Source organism: Sphingobacterium sp. SGR-19, assembly GCF_011043555.1.
Lineage (GTDB): Bacteria > Bacteroidota > Bacteroidia > Sphingobacteriales > Sphingobacteriaceae > Sphingobacterium.
Genome location: NZ_JAAKGS010000006.1, coordinates 41,306 through 58,322, shown reverse-complemented (window position 1 = coordinate 58,322; position 17,017 = coordinate 41,306). Strand labels below are relative to the sequence as shown.

The 17,017-nt window shown below is 39.9% G+C and carries 14 protein-coding genes; 6 read left to right on the top strand and 8 right to left on the bottom strand.

The features are described 5' to 3' along the window. The first annotated feature begins 6 nt into the window (after nt 1–6). Nucleotides 7–960 carry an ATG16 family protein gene (locus tag G5B43_RS12275; protein ID WP_240904858.1) on the top strand — a complete coding sequence of 318 codons (954 nt, stop codon included), beginning with the start codon at nt 7–9 and terminating at the stop codon, nt 958–960. A gap of 21 nt (nt 961–981) precedes the next feature. Here G5B43_RS12275 and G5B43_RS12270 read toward each other — a convergent pair whose 3' ends face one another. From G5B43_RS12270 to G5B43_RS12250, 5 genes are all read right to left on the bottom strand, one after another. Then, on the bottom strand, nt 982–4,683 hold the full coding sequence (locus tag G5B43_RS12270) for an ATP-binding protein (RefSeq protein WP_165295047.1): 3,702 nt from the start codon (nt 4,681–4,683) through the stop codon (nt 982–984). A gap of 138 nt (nt 4,684–4,821) precedes the next feature. Continuing rightward, the gene (locus tag G5B43_RS12265; protein WP_206367344.1) at nt 4,822–5,601 is read right to left on the bottom strand and encodes a succinate dehydrogenase/fumarate reductase iron-sulfur subunit; all 780 of its coding nucleotides are present in this window, start codon (nt 5,599–5,601) and stop codon (nt 4,822–4,824) included. 12 nt (nt 5,602–5,613) lie between these two features. Next, nucleotides 5,614–7,548, bottom strand: a complete 1,935-nt coding sequence (locus G5B43_RS12260; RefSeq protein ID WP_165295046.1) for a fumarate reductase/succinate dehydrogenase flavoprotein subunit — start codon at nt 7,546–7,548, stop codon at nt 5,614–5,616. A 46-nt stretch (nt 7,549–7,594) separates the two neighbouring features. Continuing rightward, nucleotides 7,595–8,368, bottom strand: a complete 774-nt coding sequence (locus tag G5B43_RS12255) for a succinate dehydrogenase cytochrome b subunit (RefSeq protein ID WP_165295045.1) — start codon at nt 8,366–8,368, stop codon at nt 7,595–7,597. 164 nt (nt 8,369–8,532) lie between these two features. Next, complete coding sequence (locus tag G5B43_RS12250) at nt 8,533–9,108, bottom strand: porin family protein (RefSeq protein ID WP_165295044.1); 576 nt, start codon at nt 9,106–9,108, stop codon at nt 8,533–8,535. A 64-nt stretch (nt 9,109–9,172) separates the two neighbouring features. On the opposite strand from G5B43_RS12250, the gene G5B43_RS12245 reads away from it, so the two are divergent. The 4 genes from G5B43_RS12245 (at nt 9,173) to G5B43_RS12230 (ending at nt 10,914) form a co-directional block, all read left to right on the top strand. Continuing rightward, nucleotides 9,173–9,388 carry a hypothetical protein gene (locus G5B43_RS12245; RefSeq protein WP_165295043.1) on the top strand — a complete coding sequence of 72 codons (216 nt, stop codon included), beginning with the start codon at nt 9,173–9,175 and terminating at the stop codon, nt 9,386–9,388. Between the two features lie 2 nt (nt 9,389–9,390). Beyond that, the gene (locus G5B43_RS12240) at nt 9,391–9,729 is read left to right on the top strand and encodes a tRNA-binding protein (protein ID WP_165295042.1); all 339 of its coding nucleotides are present in this window, start codon (nt 9,391–9,393) and stop codon (nt 9,727–9,729) included. Nucleotides 9,730–9,740: 11 nt separating this feature from the next. Beyond that, entirely contained in the window at nt 9,741–10,211 is a 471-nt protein-coding gene (locus tag G5B43_RS12235; protein ID WP_165295041.1) for a nucleoside deaminase, read from the top strand. A 94-nt stretch (nt 10,212–10,305) separates the two neighbouring features. Then, nucleotides 10,306–10,914, top strand: coding sequence for a superoxide dismutase (locus G5B43_RS12230; RefSeq protein ID WP_165295040.1), 609 nt, complete (start codon nt 10,306–10,308; stop codon nt 10,912–10,914). Nucleotides 10,915–10,951: 37 nt separating this feature from the next. Here the strand turns inward: G5B43_RS12230 and recA are convergent, their stop codons facing one another. From recA to G5B43_RS12215, 3 genes are all read right to left on the bottom strand, one after another. Next, entirely contained in the window at nt 10,952–11,977 is a 1,026-nt protein-coding gene (gene recA / locus G5B43_RS12225; RefSeq protein WP_165295039.1) for a recombinase RecA, read from the bottom strand. Between the two features lie 80 nt (nt 11,978–12,057). Continuing rightward, nucleotides 12,058–12,717 carry an endonuclease III gene (nth, locus tag G5B43_RS12220; protein WP_165295038.1) on the bottom strand — a complete coding sequence of 220 codons (660 nt, stop codon included), beginning with the start codon at nt 12,715–12,717 and terminating at the stop codon, nt 12,058–12,060. A 308-nt stretch (nt 12,718–13,025) separates the two neighbouring features. Then, a complete protein-coding gene (locus tag G5B43_RS12215; protein WP_165295037.1) occupies nt 13,026–14,651 on the bottom strand; it encodes a S8 family peptidase in 1,626 nt (541 codons plus the stop codon). 133 nt (nt 14,652–14,784) lie between these two features. Between G5B43_RS12215 and G5B43_RS12210 the strand changes: the two genes are divergently transcribed. After that, nucleotides 14,785–16,914 carry a S9 family peptidase gene (locus G5B43_RS12210; RefSeq protein ID WP_240904857.1) on the top strand — a complete coding sequence of 710 codons (2,130 nt, stop codon included), beginning with the start codon at nt 14,785–14,787 and terminating at the stop codon, nt 16,912–16,914. Nucleotides 16,915–17,017 lie beyond the last annotated feature (103 nt).

Genomic DNA, 17,017 nt, shown 5'->3' with positions numbered 1-17,017 from the left:
AAAAAGATGTATAAACAACAAGATATGGATGAAACGGGGTCGCTTGACGTACCCAAAAAATATCCGGAAGAGCCGTCTAAAAAAAGTAATTCGAAGATTTATTTTTTCATTATAGCGATTGCAGCTTTGCTTGCGACCAATGTTTATTTTTATGTGAAATTCAAATCGTCTGGAGAAAAACTCTATACGATAGCTATACAGAAACAGGATTTACAGATTGAAATCGATCGGATAGAGGCGGAGTTGGATAATCTTGTTGCCTTGAAAGTAACAGGTGTGGATTCGGTGATGCAGGCCTCCGAGATACGGGCACGAGAGGCTATCAGTGAATTGCGGACGAAGCTTGAAAATCAAACGATTTCCGACGAAGATATGCTATTGGCAGCTAGGGAAGTTGCGCAGTTAAAGGGAGATGTATCTGTATTACGCCTTGCACTTAATGAATTAAAAGCTAGAAATGAGATTCTTCAAAAAGAAAACCAAACACTTACTAGAAGGGTATCTACAACAGATAAAAAGGTAACGACTCTATCCCAAGAAAATATGGTATTAAAGGACAAAGTCAATGTCGCTTCGGCTTTAAAAGTTTCCAATATCCAAGTGAATGGAATTTCTGTTTCAAAAAAAGGGAAAATTGAAACAGAATCTCGTGCTCGTAGAGTGGATCAGTTGCAAGTTCTATTTTCTGTAGCAGATAACACGTTAACACCCAAAGGAGATAAAGAAGTATTTGTACGTGTTATAGACCCATCGGGTAATTTATTTGGTGATGCCAATAATATGTTTTATGTGCATGGCGAGAAATTACAATACACATTTAAGGAAACAATTAACTTTACTAACAATGGTGAGGAGTATCAGTTACTTTGGGCGCAAGAAAAATTCAAAAAAGGAGCCTATACCGTATTGCTGTATAATGATAATGCGATCATGGGACGCGCCAGCGTTGTTTTAAAGTAATCAGTAGTCCCATCTCTCTTATTACCCTTTATAAAGAGGTAAAGTTATAACAAAGGTGGTTCCAATATTGGCCTGGGTCATAAATTCAATTTTTCCACCTATCCCTGTTACTGTCTGTTTCACAAAAGCTAACCCTAATCCGGTTCCCGAGCTTTTTGTCGTGAAATTAGGCCTAAATATTCTAGGAATAACATCTTGCGGGATACCAAAACCGTTATCCTGAATCAAGATTTCTACGGAATCGACGTCTGTATAACGCAAAATGATATTAATTTTAATTTTCTTTCTACCTAAACTCGCTTCTATAGCATTTTTCAGTAAATTATTAAATGCCCTCAAAAATTGATCACGGTCGCCTAGCACGAATACGGAGTTGTCTGTTGTCTCATTGATTAAAATGATGGAAGTATTGCCTGTATTGCTAAAAAGATTAATAGCTTTGCGGATTTTCGCAGTGAGATCAATTTTCTCAAGACTTGTCTCTGGTAATTTTGCAAAAGCAGAAAACTCCGTTGCGATTTTTGATAAAATATCAATTTGTTCGATAATAGAAGTGGATATACGTTGGAAACGCTCTTCGAAGCGGCTATCATTTTCTTGATAGGAACGGATCAACTGCTGGATGCCCAGCTTCATTGGCGTGAGGGGATTTTTAATCTCATGTGCTACCTGTTTTGCCATCTCGCGCCAAGCAGTTTCTCGTTCCACGTCCCGCAACTGTTTAGCGCTCTCTTCCAGCTTAATCAACATGTGATTATATTCCTTGATCAGCATCCCAATTTCGTCGTTTCTGTCCCAATATAGTGGTTCGTTAATCTTGTTGGATAATTGCGTTTCTGCCAACTTCATTCGTACAATATCCAATGGTTTGGTTATTTTTCGAGACAGTGTCACAGCAATAAAGCCAAACAAGATAATAATGAATGTGTAGATATTTAAAATGGTGTTTAATAGCAAATTTTTGTTGTTTGCCGCGTCTTTTTCGGTCGTATAATACGGTATGTGTAGGTAAGCAGCTGTTGTATAATCTTCGTATTTAATAGCAGCATATACAGAAGAAAACCAAAAATTGGAAATGCGTTCTCGTTCATAGGCTTCAGATTTTCGCAGCACGGATAGTTTGTTCAAAGCTACAGGGTTTATAAATTCTGATATAAGCTTAAGGTCAAAAATACGTTGCTGTGAAGAGTAAAGCAGTTTTCCAGATCTATCGTATAAGTTGAAATTAGTCATGGTAGAAGGAGCCATTTCTTTGAGCATATCCACGATTTTCTCATTAAATCCCTCCCGAGTTTGGCTACTAGCCATATAATTTTCAATCTTTTTGGTAATTTCCGCGATTTCCTTTAATCGATTATTGGTTGTCGTTTCTTCCAACTGCCTGTTTAAACTGATAAAAGCAACCGCTCCTGATATCAATGTCCCCAACAGGACAGACATACTAACCAAAGCCTGGATCCGTGTACTATATTGAATATTGTTAAGTAGGATACGAAAGTGATATTGAATTCTGTTCCATCGAAAAGATATACTGAAAAAGGTTCTGATGAGATAATTGGTAAGATTAAATAAACCGAAAGAAATCAGTAAAAGGATGAAGATAATAGACGCTAATGCCAGATATTCCCAAAGAGACGCTTTTTGCTTACTTAAGACAATAGTTGTATATGGATCTGGTTTATAGGCCAGATGGTAATAGCTGTCATTTTCCTCCAGAGGTATATATTGCCTTAATTTATTGGGGATTCTTAAATCGTTTTCCGTATAGTTGTAGTTACCATATTGCGTCACTAGGTTATTCCCTTTATATAGCGCATAAGAATTGTCCTCAAACGAATCAAATTGCCAAGCTGTAGCACCGTTATCTGCCAGTACTTCTGGGTACGGAAGCGATGTGCTATAAGATAGATTCTTTAGATTAAGATATATATGATGAAACTTCTCGGGATTGCTCTCGTAAGGAATAGAAAGGTGAGTAAAATATTCGTGTGTTCCCAGTTCACTACGCAAACGATAGAAGTTCGTAGTAAAAGGAATTTTAATGGCACTCTTAATAACGTTCTCACGGTATTCTGCAGGTTTGTCTACGGTATAGTTCTCCAAAGGTATACCCTCGTTATCGTAATAGAAAGCTTGAAATTCAAATCTTGACAGATAACCACTCATATATCTTGTTTTGATATAATCTGTGATATAAGGTATATCAGGAATACTATCGTGTAGGCTGAACAGCTTACTTAATCTATAATCATTTAAAATATTCTTTTCCAGATCAATAAATAGCGAAACTGCGTTTACATCATCTTCTGCCAATAGATGGGCGATTCCCTGTTCCATTCTATTCACTTTTTTTATCTCATTATAATGATTGTAAGAGATGACTGAAATGGCGGAAAATAATAATATAGTTAAAATAAAGGTGGACAGCTGATAGGGCGATGAAAAATGATAGGCTTTGTAGGTTCGGAGAAAAATCAATAAGCCAAAGAGGATACCGAAGAGAATATTAAAACCAATAAGGGCTGTAGCAATAAGAGCAAAAACTAGACAGATTAATTCTATATTCAGTATGATCGTTATGCTATTTAATAGTTTGCGTACCATTTGCACAATGCGATCAATATACAATACCAATGTGAGTACATTTATACTGAATAATAAGATACATAACCAGCCATAGAAGCCAAGGTTTAATATTTTCGTAAAGTCATTTTCATAGACGGGAGAATGTGTAAGAAGCGTTCCGAGAAAATAATAAGTTATATGGCCGACAAAATATATAGAGAAAATACCGATACTAGAGGCAATGACTGCAAAGGTCCTTTTAGATAAAAGAGCGGGAACTTTAAGATACTTCTGAATGGCCGTAATAAAGCACATAAACCAAAACATAGCACATGTGTTTACTGAAAAAGACCAGATGTTTGGTAAAAATTGACTATAGGCATAATGTTTGGGATCAAATAACTCCAAACTGGAATGGATGAACAGCCAATTAGATTTTAGGTCCAAATATCGTATAGCCACCAATATGCTCGCAAATAGAATTATCCCTAACCATGTTTTCTCTTTTTTAGCTAGATAGACAGCGACGCTATTGGTTAGTATAATCAAGCAAACGAGTGCTGTCACCCAACAAAAGAATTGTAAGTTAATGTATAGGTTATCTTTCTTTCCCTCGATTAACTTAACTGAAAATAAATAATCGCCATCTTTACTGTAGATGTTACGTATGTTTTTATTGTCGTCATATCGTGCTATTTCAAGATTGTTGACACCGATGGTGGAGAGAAAATTGTTGCTTAAAAATTGGTTTGTATTTTCGAAGTTCCGCTTTATAGGAACCAACGCGAGTACGGAAATTCCGTTTGTTAGTTCTTTTTTCTTTGCTAAAAATGAACGGTTTTCTGTTTGGATGACGGAAGTATTTTTGCGTAATCCAACATCACTGAAGGGAACGTAGATATTCGTCGACCAGTGGACAATCTGGTTGTCGTTATATAAATAAAAAAAGATATGTTCGTTGGCGAGCTCCGTTGTGATACTTGTAAGCTGCACAGGATACTTGTCAGCGTGCTGAAAAGTTTTAATAATTAGGCTGTCGCTCCAGATCTCATCAATTCTGTCTTCATACCAATGAATCTTCCGAGTAAGCTTTTTTTCGTCCAACTCGAGCATATCTTCATCGGTAATGGTGAAATGTATGGTAAGTGCTGTCCCCATAAGGGATAACGTTAAAACCAAAAGCAAAAACCGAATCTTTGTTAACATCTCAATCCTCTAGCATGGATGTAAAGATAAAAAAAAGTCCCCGTTATGCACGCATAACGGGGACGGTCTATTTTATCTGTTTCGTAGCGTCTAAGAGTGGGTGTGCACATCTTCTTCACGGAAGAATTTTGCAGTAAAATATTCACGGTTCATCCGAGATATATTAGACAATTTGATGCCTTTAGGACATTCTGCTTCACAAGCTCCCGTATTCGTGCAGTTACCAAACCCTTCGGCATCCATTTGGTCAATCATCGCTTGCGCTCTTTCATAGCGTTCTGTTTGGCCTTGTGGCAATAAAGCAAATTGAGAAATCTTTGCTGATACGAATAACATGGCGGAAGCATTTTTACATGCTGCTACACATGCACCACAACCAATACATGTTGCTGATTCAAAAGCTTCATCCGCAATACGCTTTGGAATAGGGATCGTATTAGCATCTGGAACTCCTCCTGTGTTTACATTTACGTACCCACCTGCTTGTTGGATACGATCAAACGATGTACGATCGACAGCTAAATCCTTCAATACAGGGAACGCTGCTGCTCTCCACGGTTCGATGACGATGGTCTGTCCATCATGGAAAGAACGCATGTGCAACTGACAAGTCGTAATACCGTATTTAGGGCCATGCGGACGACCGTTGATAACCAACGAGCACATACCACAAATACCTTCACGGCAGTCATGATCAAAATATATAGGGTCTTCTCCCTTGCGTGTGAGGTCTTCGTTTACGACATCAAGCATTTCTAAGAAAGACATATCATCTGCTATATCTTTCGCTTGAATTGTAACGAATTTTCCTTTGGATTTATCGTTTTTCTGACGCCAAACTTTCAGCGTTAAATTCATATGTTGTGCCATGATAATATCTCCCTATTTATAACTTCTTTGTGTTAATTTAACGTTTTCGAAAACTAACTCTTCCTTGTGTAAAGCTTCTGGTTGGTTATCTCCCTTAAATTCCCAGGCTGCAACATAAGTAAAGTTTTCATCGTCACGTTTTGCTTCTCCTTCTTCCGTTTGTGATTCCAGACGGAAGTGTCCTCCACATGATTCGCTACGGTTTAATGCATCATCAACCATCAATTCCCCTAGCTCGAGGAAGTCTGCTACACGTCCAGCTTTTTCCAAAGACATGTTGAGCTCTTCGTTTTCCCCCAATACTTTCACGTCAGACCAAAATTCTTTTTTCAATTCCTGAATCAAGCCTTTTGCTTTTGTTAAACCTTCGGCAGTACGTGCCATACCACAGTATTCCCACATGATATTTCCCAATTTCTTGTGGATGTCATCGACGGTTTTGGAACCTTTCAGGCTTAGTAACGCGTTGATTTTATCTTCAACCTCTTTACGTGTTTGCTCGAAGGCGGGGTTATTTTTATCAACCGGAGCGAAGCTTCCTAAATTAGCAAGATAGTCGCCTACAGTATATGGAATAACAAAATATCCATCGGATAGACCTTGCATAAGCGCAGATGCACCTAAGCGGTTAGCACCATGATCAGAAAAATTACATTCGCCGAGCGCATACAATCCTGGTACAGTCGTCATCAAATTATAGTCTACCCAGACCCCCCCCATGGTGTAGTGTACCGCAGGATAGATACGCATCGGCTGTTCATACGGATTTTCATCCGTAATTTGGTAATACATGTCGAACAAGTTACCGTATTTAGCTTCTACCGTATCTTTACCTAAACGTTTGATAGCATCGGCGAAATCCAAGAAAACAGCTACACCGGATTTACCTACACCGCGACCGTCATCGACCATTTCTTTCGCATTACGGGATGCCACATCACGTGGTACCAAGTTACCGAAAGAAGGATATTTTCTTTCTAGGAAGTAATCACGATGCTCTTCTTTAATATCCGCAGGCTTTAATTGCCCTTGACGTAATTTTTCAGATAGTTCTTTTGTCTTTGGAACCCAGACCCGCCCATCGTTACGAAGCGATTCCGACATCAATGTCAACTTGGATTGGTGGTCGCCCGTTACTGGAATACAGGTAGGGTGGATCTGTGTATAGCATGGGTTAGCAAAGAAAGCACCACGTTTATGCGCTCTCCACGCGGCGGTAACGTTACATCCCATGGCATTGGTCGAAAGGAAGAATACGTTTCCATAACCTCCGGTACACAGCAATACAGCATGCCCTTCGTGTGCCTCTATTTTACCCGTTACCATGTCGCGGGTGATAATACCACGTGCATGTCCGTCAATTTTCACCAAATCCAACATTTCATGCCGTGTGTAAGAAATGACTTTTCCTTTTCTTATCTGACGGTTCAATGCTGAATAAGCGCCTAATAACAATTGCTGTCCTGTCTGCCCACGTGCATAGAACGTGCGGGATACTTGCGCTCCTCCAAAAGAGCGGTTGTCCAATAGCCCGCCATATTCGCGTGCAAAAGGAACGCCTTGTGCCACACATTGGTCTATGATATTGACAGAAACCTCTGCTAAGCGGTATACATTGGCTTCACGCGCGCGATAATCTCCCCCTTTAATGGTATCGTAAAATAAACGAAAAACAGAATCGCCATCATTTTGATAGTTTTTTGCAGCATTTATACCACCCTGTGCAGCAATAGAGTGTGCACGGCGCGGAGAATCTTGGTAACAGAATGTTTTGACGTTGTAACCAAGTTCTGCCAATGAAGCTGCTGCTGATGCTCCCGCCAACCCGGTACCTACCACAATGATAGTAAACTTACGTTTGTTGGCTGGATTGACCAGCTTCATGTTGAATTTATGTTTTGACCATTTCTCGGCTAATGGGCCTGCAGGTACTTTCGAATCTAACATATTTTAAATAATTTATATTTAATAGATATAGATATATCCTAAAATATTATTTAACGAAATAAAAATATAATGGCATCAATGCAAAACCAATCGGAATGATGACACCGAACACCCAAACACCTAAAAACTCAATGATAGGTACGTATTTTTTATGGGAAACGCCCAACGTTTGGAACGCCGATTTGAATCCGTGTATCAAGTGAAATGACAAGGCAGCCATGGCGAGAACATAGAATATTACGATTCCGATATTCTGGAATGCGAAGTCTACTTGTTTGTAAAGGTCACGTGCTTTTATAATCTCCACATTGTTCTCCACGATAACCTGATAATCATTAAACTCAGCAGCCTGTATTTCCTGTAAAGTAGTTTCACCTGTTGCCAGATCCGTGCGATATTCCACGTAAGGCACTTGATCGTTATGGTATTTCCACCAGAAGTTGTACATGTGCGTAGCTAGGAAAACCAGAATGATTGTTCCCAAGATCCCCATATTACGGGAATTCCATTTGCTATTTGCAGCGCCATTGAATTGTGCATAGCCAATAGGACGAGCGGCCTTGTTTTTCATCGTCAAAACCAAGGCATAGATAGCATGTAAAATGATGGAAGCATAAAGTAAGTATGATACTACTTTAATAGGGGTAAAGTGGGTCATAAAATACGCGTACTGATTGAAAGCGTATCCCCCGTCGTTTTTAAATAGCTGCAAGTTACCAATCAAGTGAACGATCAGGAACAGACATAAAAAAATCCCCGTCAAGCTCATGATTAGTTTTCTTCCAAGTGAAGAATTTAAAACTGGCTTTGAATTACTCATTATCCTAGATGTTTATATATTATTTTCGCAAATCTATTTATTTGCAAACACAAATATGACAAAGTCGTAGGGAAAACAAATAATTTAGAACGTTTCTAATCAATAAAGAAGGCTACCCACGTGGGGTAGCCTTCTTTATTGATTTTATTTTTATACTCTAAGGCCTATAAGAAAGAGAAGCCGACTCCAACAGTCCACATCCTTATTTTCTGATTGCCCGTTTCGTTCAAGTTGGTCAATCCGTGCTCGTAGCGTAAGTCGACCGTAAAGCTGCTGATATCGGCACCAATACCACCTATGATACCCGTCGAACTTTTCTTATAGTTTGTCCATTCTGCCGGCTTCGTGAAGCTTATATCTTCGTTTTGTCCAAAAGAGAACACAGGACCCGCTTGGATACGAGCGCCTATCGGACCGAGTCCAACCCTAGTTCCTAATAAGATAGGAACATCAAAGCTTTTGAAGGTCGCATCGCCACTTTGGTCTTCGGTCTCGATGCCTACTTTTTTGCTGGCATAATAAGCTTCCGGCTGTACATGGAATCCTGCAATTCCCACACGGCCCCAGGCACCCAATTGAAAACCTGTTTTCGTATCTGAATTAAGGAACCTGCCTTCCGAACGTAAACTAGAAAAGCCCAGGCCTGCTTTTAATCCTACTTTAAATGTGGGAAATAGTTGTGCTTGTGAGATGCCGATAGCGGCAATCAAACAAATTAAAGTAAGTATAGATTTTTTCATGTGAAAAATATTTGTTTATTTTAATACGCTACAATAATAACGTATTTATTTCAATATTTACTATATGAGTGTACTAAAAATAACCGCTTCGGACTGGGAAGTTTTGAAGATAAAGTTGAGTCGGAAATATAATCACCTCACACCAGATGATCTAGTATATACATTCGGAGAAGAGGATGCATTGGTAACTCGCCTCGCAAAGAGACTTAGACGTGATAAGGAGTATATTACCTTTACGTTGGCAAAAGAACTGTCAAACTTGGAATCAAATCGTCTATAAGAATGGCAGACTTGATTACATGGGACGATTTTGAAAAAGTAGATTTGCGTGCTGGAACTATATTGGAAGCGGTGGATTTTCCGAAGGCACGTAAACCTGCCTATCAATTGCGTATCGATTTTGGTGAATTAGGTATATTGAAATCTAGTGCGCAGATTACCAGACATTATAAAAAAGACGATTTAGTAGGTCGGCAAGTCATAGCAGTCGTTAATTTTCCGAAGAAACAAATTGCAGACTTTATGTCGGAGTGTTTGGTTACTGGGTTCCCAGACGAGCATGGCGATATCGTGTTGAGCTCGATAGAACGAAAAGTTCCTAACGGGACGAAGTTGATGTAGAAAGACAATAAATGAAAATATATAACTTTGAACCAGCGGACTTCGATCCTGTTGCAACGGATGAAGCCTACATGCGCGAAGCGTTGAAACTGGCACAGAAGGCTTTTGAAGAAGATGAAATTCCTATTGGGGCAATAATTGTCAGTCAGGGTAAGATTATCGGAAAAGGATATAACCTTACCGAGCGATTGAACGATGTGACAGCCCATGCTGAAATGCAGGCATTTACGGCAGCTTCGAATTATATGGGAGGGAAATATTTAAAAGATTGTACCTTATATGTTACTGTAGAACCTTGTGTGATGTGTGCAGGAGCATCTTATTGGACACAAATAGCCAACATCGTGTATGGCACCACGGATGAGAAAAGAGGTGCTTCTCGATATGGTAATCTTTATCATCCGAAAACAACGGTGACTTCTGGTGTGCTAGCTGGGGAATGTAGTGAGCTGATAAAATCATTTTTTCGTAATAAAAGATAAAGAAAATAAGATTTTGGTCGTTAAATAAAACCTAAGCCAATTTGAAATTGTTATATTCGTGTTCTTAATTAATAACAATCAAAAATAGAATATTATGGCATTTGAATTAGAAGCTTTACCATACGCAAGCAATGCGTTGGAACCGCACATTGACAAAGAAACCATGGAAATTCACCATGACCGTCACCACCAAGCTTATGTAGATAATTTGAACAAAGCGATTGCAGGGACAGATGCTGAAAACTTATCCTTAGAAGAAATCAACAAAAACATCTCTAAATATCCTGCCGCTGTTCGTAATAATGGTGGTGGACATTTTAACCATAAGCTTTTTTGGACTGTTTTGAGTGCAAATGGTGGCGGTGAACCTGCCGGTGGATTAGCAGAAGCTATTAACAAGACCTTTGGCTCATTTTCAGAATTGAAAACACAACTGCAGAATGCAGGCGCTACACGTTTTGGTTCAGGATGGGCTTGGCTAATTGTAAAATCAGATGGACAGCTTGCTGTAACCTCCACTCCAAACCAAGACAACCCATTAATGGATGTAGCAGAGGTACAGGGTACACCGATTTTAGGTATTGATGTATGGGAGCATGCATACTATTTGAAGTATCAAAATAAACGCCCAGCATATCTTGATGCAATTTTCAACGTTATCGATTGGGATGCCGTTGCAAAACGTTATGAAGAAGCGAAATAAAACAGAAAAAAAGCCTGAGACATTGTCTCAGGCTTTTTTATTCTTCTATTCCAGCCACGTGTTCATCAAGGTCACTACCGCTGACTTCCGTTCTGATTTTAGCTTCGAGTTCATCACTTAAATCAGGGTTATCCAGTAATAAGTTCTTTACCGCATCGCGTCCTTGTCCTAATTTCGTATCGCCATAGCTAAACCAAGAACCAGACTTTTTGATGATGCCATATTCCACGCCCAGGTCAATGATTTCTCCCACTTTGGAAATTCCTTCACCAAACATAATGTCGAATTCTGCTAAACGGAATGGTGGCGCGACTTTATTTTTAACAATTTTTACTTTAACACGGTTACCCGCTACTTCATCACTGTCTTTAATTTGAGAAGTCCTGCGAATATCTAAACGGACGGAAGCATAGAATTTTAGTGCATTTCCACCGGTAGTTGTTTCCGGGTTTCCGAACATAACGCCAATTTTCTCCCGCAATTGGTTAATAAAGATACAGCAACAGTTGGTTTTAGAGATTGTTCCAGTTAATTTCCGTAAGGCCTGAGACATCAAGCGCGCTTGAAGCCCCATTTTAGAGTCGCCCATTTCTCCTTCGATTTCTCCTTTAGGTACCAACGCCGCGACAGAGTCGATGACGATGACGTCAATAGCACCGGAGCGAATAAGATTGTCGGCAATTTCCAACGCTTGCTCGCCATTGTCAGGTTGGGAAATAAGTAGATTTTCGACGTCAACCCCAAGTTTTTGTGCGTAGTACTTGTCAAAAGCGTGCTCCGCATCGATAATAGCCGCTATTCCTCCCTTTTTTTGTGCTTCAGCAACGATATGGGTGGCAAGGGTGGTTTTACCAGACGATTCCGGCCCATAAATTTCGATAATACGTCCTTTAGGTACGCCTCCGATGCCCAGTGCTATATCCAAACCAAGAGACCCCGTAGAAATCGCCTCAATGGGTTCTACCGCTGAGTCCCCTAATTTCATGATCGTACCTTTACCGTATGATTTTTCTAATTTATCTAAAGTTAGCTGTAAAGCTTTTAATTTATCTGCGTTACTCATTTTTTTAGTATTATCTAGTCAAAAGTAAATTTAAAATTTGAAAAGTCAAAATAATTTCGCTAATATTTTTAGTTTTATTATCAATCTTTCGTTGCACCTTTCGTATAATGCGTTTCAAAATACTTACAAAAATACGTAATAGGACATTCCTCACATTTTGGACGTCTTGCTATACAGATATACCGGCCATGGAGAATAAGCCAATGATGTGCGATGGCGATGGTATCCTTTGGAAGATATTTGACTAATTGTTTTTCCACAGCCAAAGGTGTCGTGGCGCGACTTGTTAATCCCAAACGATTGCTCACGCGAAAGACATGTGTATCCACTGCCATGGCCGGTTTGTTATATACAACAGAAGATATAACATTGGCAGTTTTTCTTCCTACTCCAGGCAATTTGATAAGATCTTCCACTCTTTCCGGTACGTCCCCATGAAACTCTGCCATTAATTTTTTAGCCATCCCAACAAGGTGCTTCGCTTTGTTGTTGGGATAACTAACTGAGCGGATATAAGTAAATACTTCATCCGGTGTGCTGGCAGCTAATGACGGCGCATCAGGAAAACGTTCGAAGAGAGTAGGAGTTACCTGATTGATACGCTTATCCGTACACTGCGCGGATAGTATAACGGCAACCAGAAGTTCATAGGGATTACTATAGTTTAATTCCGTTTGTGCATCAGGGTTGTGTGCCGAAAAATACTTCACAAATTCCTGATACCGTTCTTTCTTTAGCATGAACAAAGATATTCAAAAAAACAAAGTCTCTAAATTTATTAGAGACTTTGCCATTTACTTTCTTAAGCTACGAGAATAGTTCAATATATTCTCGATGGTTTTGGAGCTTGGGTCTTTTGCCAATTCTTGTAAATTGGATTTTAGATTTTGTTCAAATATTTCATCAACTATCTCTACCATGCTCTCCCTTTCCTCGCTTAATTCAGTAACATGTTCCTTTGTAAAGAATTCTACCATAAGCGTTTTGTTTATTAAGTACTTATTAAACGCAAGATAGAAGTTTATAGTATATAAAATTTAACATTTTTTTACTTTTTTTCCCGGATATACCGATTAGCCTCTTCAATAGCGGCTTTTGCATTCACAATTCCGCCCGACACACTAATTTCATCTAGGTAAACTTTCCTGGTAGATCCGTCTACTTTTATCCTTACCTTTTCATCTACCTTTGTTACAGATCTCAAAATGATGTCCTTTACCTCCGTGGCCGTAAGTTCAGGATAGTAAGAACGCAATATTGCGGCTAAGCCAGATACCACCGGAGCGGCCATACTTGTTCCATCTTGCTCTTTATATGTAGATTCGGGCATCGTAGAATTAATTTTGACACCGGGGGCAAAGACATCCACCGAACGGTATCCAAAATTGGAGAACTCCGCCAGCAAATCACCGTCCAGCCCTGATGATGTGGCTCCTACCGTAATCCAGTTTGACGCTTCACCCAGTACGGCGTCCAGACTATCTGTGTAATATTTCGTCGGGTAATTTTTGACGATGTCGATATCTTTGGCATCATTACCTGCGGCATGTACCATAAGCACGTCTTTTTCCTCGGCATATTTTATAGCCTCATCAACCGTCTTTTTATTAAATACATATCCCTTTCCAAAACTCATATTGATTACTTTTGCTCCATTATCAACCGCATAACGTATGCCATTTGCAACGTCCTTATCACGCTCATCACCGTCAGGTACAACACGTACTCCCATAATCTGCACATTATCCGCTACGCCGTCGATTCCAATACCGTTATGACGTTTCGCACCGATGATACCTGCCACGTGCGTTCCATGTTCTGCATCTGGGCCTTTGATATCCGCGTTTCCATAGAAACGTTCGCTGGCATCTTCGTAATTGTCGCCGACAATGTGGCGAGGGTCGTAATTTTTATTTAGATGATAGTCCACTTGAGCACGAAAGTATTTCACACCTTCTTCCAGCTCTTTGTAAAAGTCTTCAAAGCTCTTTTCATCGCTAAGTTCTCGTTTTGTCATACGGATCGCCATCTTCTGACGGTCAGTGTTAGGCTTGTAGGCATCAAGGTCAGCTTTTGTTATCTCCTTAATGTCTTTGCCTATTTTTTTGATGGCAATATCAATTTCTTCCTTTAACCTACCGTAGTTAAGATTTCCGAAATTTGCCTGATCGAGTTTGCTGGTGTATTCGCTTATCATCTTTTGGTATGCTACAAACTCCCGGCGTTCAGCTTCGCTAAGTGGGGTGGAGGGTAGTACAGATATATATTTAGGTTCATAAATACGAATCAGACGGGTTATTTCCAGATTATCGTATCGCACATTTTCGCCATTAGCGTTTCCCATAAAGTTCCATCCATGTACGTCGTCTGTGTAGCCGTTGCCGTCATCATCTTCGCCATTTCCGGCAACTTCTTTAGGGTTTGTCCACATGACGTCCTTCAAATCTTCATGTTTATAGTCTATCCCACCGTCCAACACACCCACGACGATAGGAGTTGATTCTCTGCCCGTTAAAAGCTCGTATGCTTTTTCGGTACTTATCCCGTGTATGCCATCTGTTTGATAATCAAGGTTATACCAATTAGGGGGATTGGTCGATTTTGACTGCGCACTTCCCCATAATGGAAGTATGCTGATACCTAATAGAGCAACAAGTTTCAATGTTCTAGTCATATATTTCTATTTCGTCAAGAAACAAATATAACGTAACTCCGGGGTTGATGTTGTTAAAAAAACATAAATCACTATTCTTTTTACATTAACTTTATCGCTAAACTCGCTTACGATGCATAAAAACTGGAACTATATGATTATTATTGGGGCTATGGCAATATCCTGTTCTGATAACACGACAAAAAAGATCGCAACTTGGCCGGGTGTTACTCCCCCCGTTGCAGAGAAAAAGGTATATGAGCGTACCATTCACGGTGACACGGTAGTGGACAACTACTATTGGATGAACGACTATTTTAAGAAAGGTCCGGATTCTGCTGAGGTGATTGCTTATCTGGAAGCGGAAAATAACTATACCGCAGCGATGATGAAAGATACCGAAAAGCTGCAGGAAAAGCTTTTTAACGAAATGAAGGGGCGAATAAAGGAGAAAGATGAGTCCGTTCCCTATTTTAAAAATGGCTATTATTATTACAGGCGTACAGAAGAAGGCAAACAATATTATAAATTCTGTCGGAAGAAGGGGAGTCTGGATGCGCCAGAAGAGATATTACTCGATGTGGACGACATGGCAGAAGGATACGCCTACTACGCTGCGGGTGGCTTTTCGGTAAGCCCGGATAATAAATTGCTTTCCTTCGGGGTAGATACGATATCTCGAAGAGAGTATACGATTTATGTGAAGAATCTCGAAACCGGCGCATTATTAATGGACAAGATCGATCGTACAACGGGTAATGCTATTTGGGGAAACGATAATAAAACGTTATTCTACACGGCCAAAAATCCGGCTACCTTGCTGAGCGAGAAAATCCGTCGCTATACATTAGGCTTAGGGACGACTGGAGACGTTGCCGTCTACGAGGAGAAAGATAATACGAACTATATTGGCGTAGGAAAATCTAAAAACGGAAAACATATCATGATCTATTCGGGTGGGACACTATCGTCCGAAGTTTACATATTGGATGCTGATCAACCGAATGGTACCTTTAAGGTCTTCCAACCTCGAACGAAAGAGGTTTTGTATTCCGTTACGGCATTGGCAGACAAGTTTCTGATCTTGACCAATGACGGAGCAAAAAACTTCAAGGTGATGGAATGCCCGTTGGATAAGACGACCAAAGAACATTGGAAAGAATTTATTCCTCACCGAGATGATGTGCTCGTTTCGGATATTGATGAATTTAAGGATTATATTGTGATTTCAGAACGCAAGAATGGCTTGACACAAATGGCGATACGATCTTTAAGGGACGGAACGCAGCATTATCTGAATTTTGGAGAGGCCGCCTATACCGTGTATCCAAGCACGAATGTCGAATATGATACCGATATGGTACGTTATGGCTATACTTCGCTGGTGACCCCATCTTCGACATATGATTATAACATGAATACCAAGGAGAGAACCCTCAAGAAACAGCAGGAGGTTGTCGGTGGATACGATGCAGAGAACTATATAACAGAACGCTTGTCTGCTATAGCAGCTGATGGCACCCAGATTCCTATCTCGCTAGTCTACAAAAAAGGCTTTTCTAAAAACGGGAAATCGCCCTTGCTGCTTTATGGATACGGCTCGTATGGGATGTCGATGGACCCCGTTTTTAATTCATCTAGATTAAGCCTTCTGGATCGAGGTTTTGCTTATGCTATTGCGCATATCCGTGGTGGAGAGGAGATGGGGCGGCAATGGTATGACGATGGTAAAATGATGAATAAGAAAAATACGTTCACGGATTTTATCGATTGCGCCAAATATCTGATTTCAGGAAAACTGACCAGTTCCGAGCATCTGTATGCGCAAGGCGGTAGTGCCGGCGGTTTATTAATGGGGACTGTTATCAACATGGCGCCCGAGTTATGGAACGGTGTTATAGCACAGGTTCCCTTCGTGGATGTGGTCAATACTATGTTGGATGAGACTATTCCATTGACAACGAATGAATATGATGAATGGGGGAACCCGAATGATAAGGCTGCGTATGAATATATGAAATCGTACTCACCGTATGAAAATATTGAAGCAAAGGAATATCCGAACCTATTGGTTACTACCGGGCTTCATGATAGCCAGGTGCAATATTTCGAACCCGCAAAATGGGTAGCAAAGCTACGTGAAGTAAAGAAAGATGATCAGGTTGTTTTATTCAAGACGGATATGGAATATGGACACGGAGGGGCTTCTGGCCGGTTCGATTATCTGAAAGATGTCGCACTGAATTATGCCTTTCTATTTAAACTGGAAGGGATTAAGGAATAAATACGCATCCATAACACTTATATAATAGCTATATATAGCTGTCCCTTTTCTATATGCCAACAAATTTTGAAAATATTTGTCGTATATATTTTATCAAACTCCT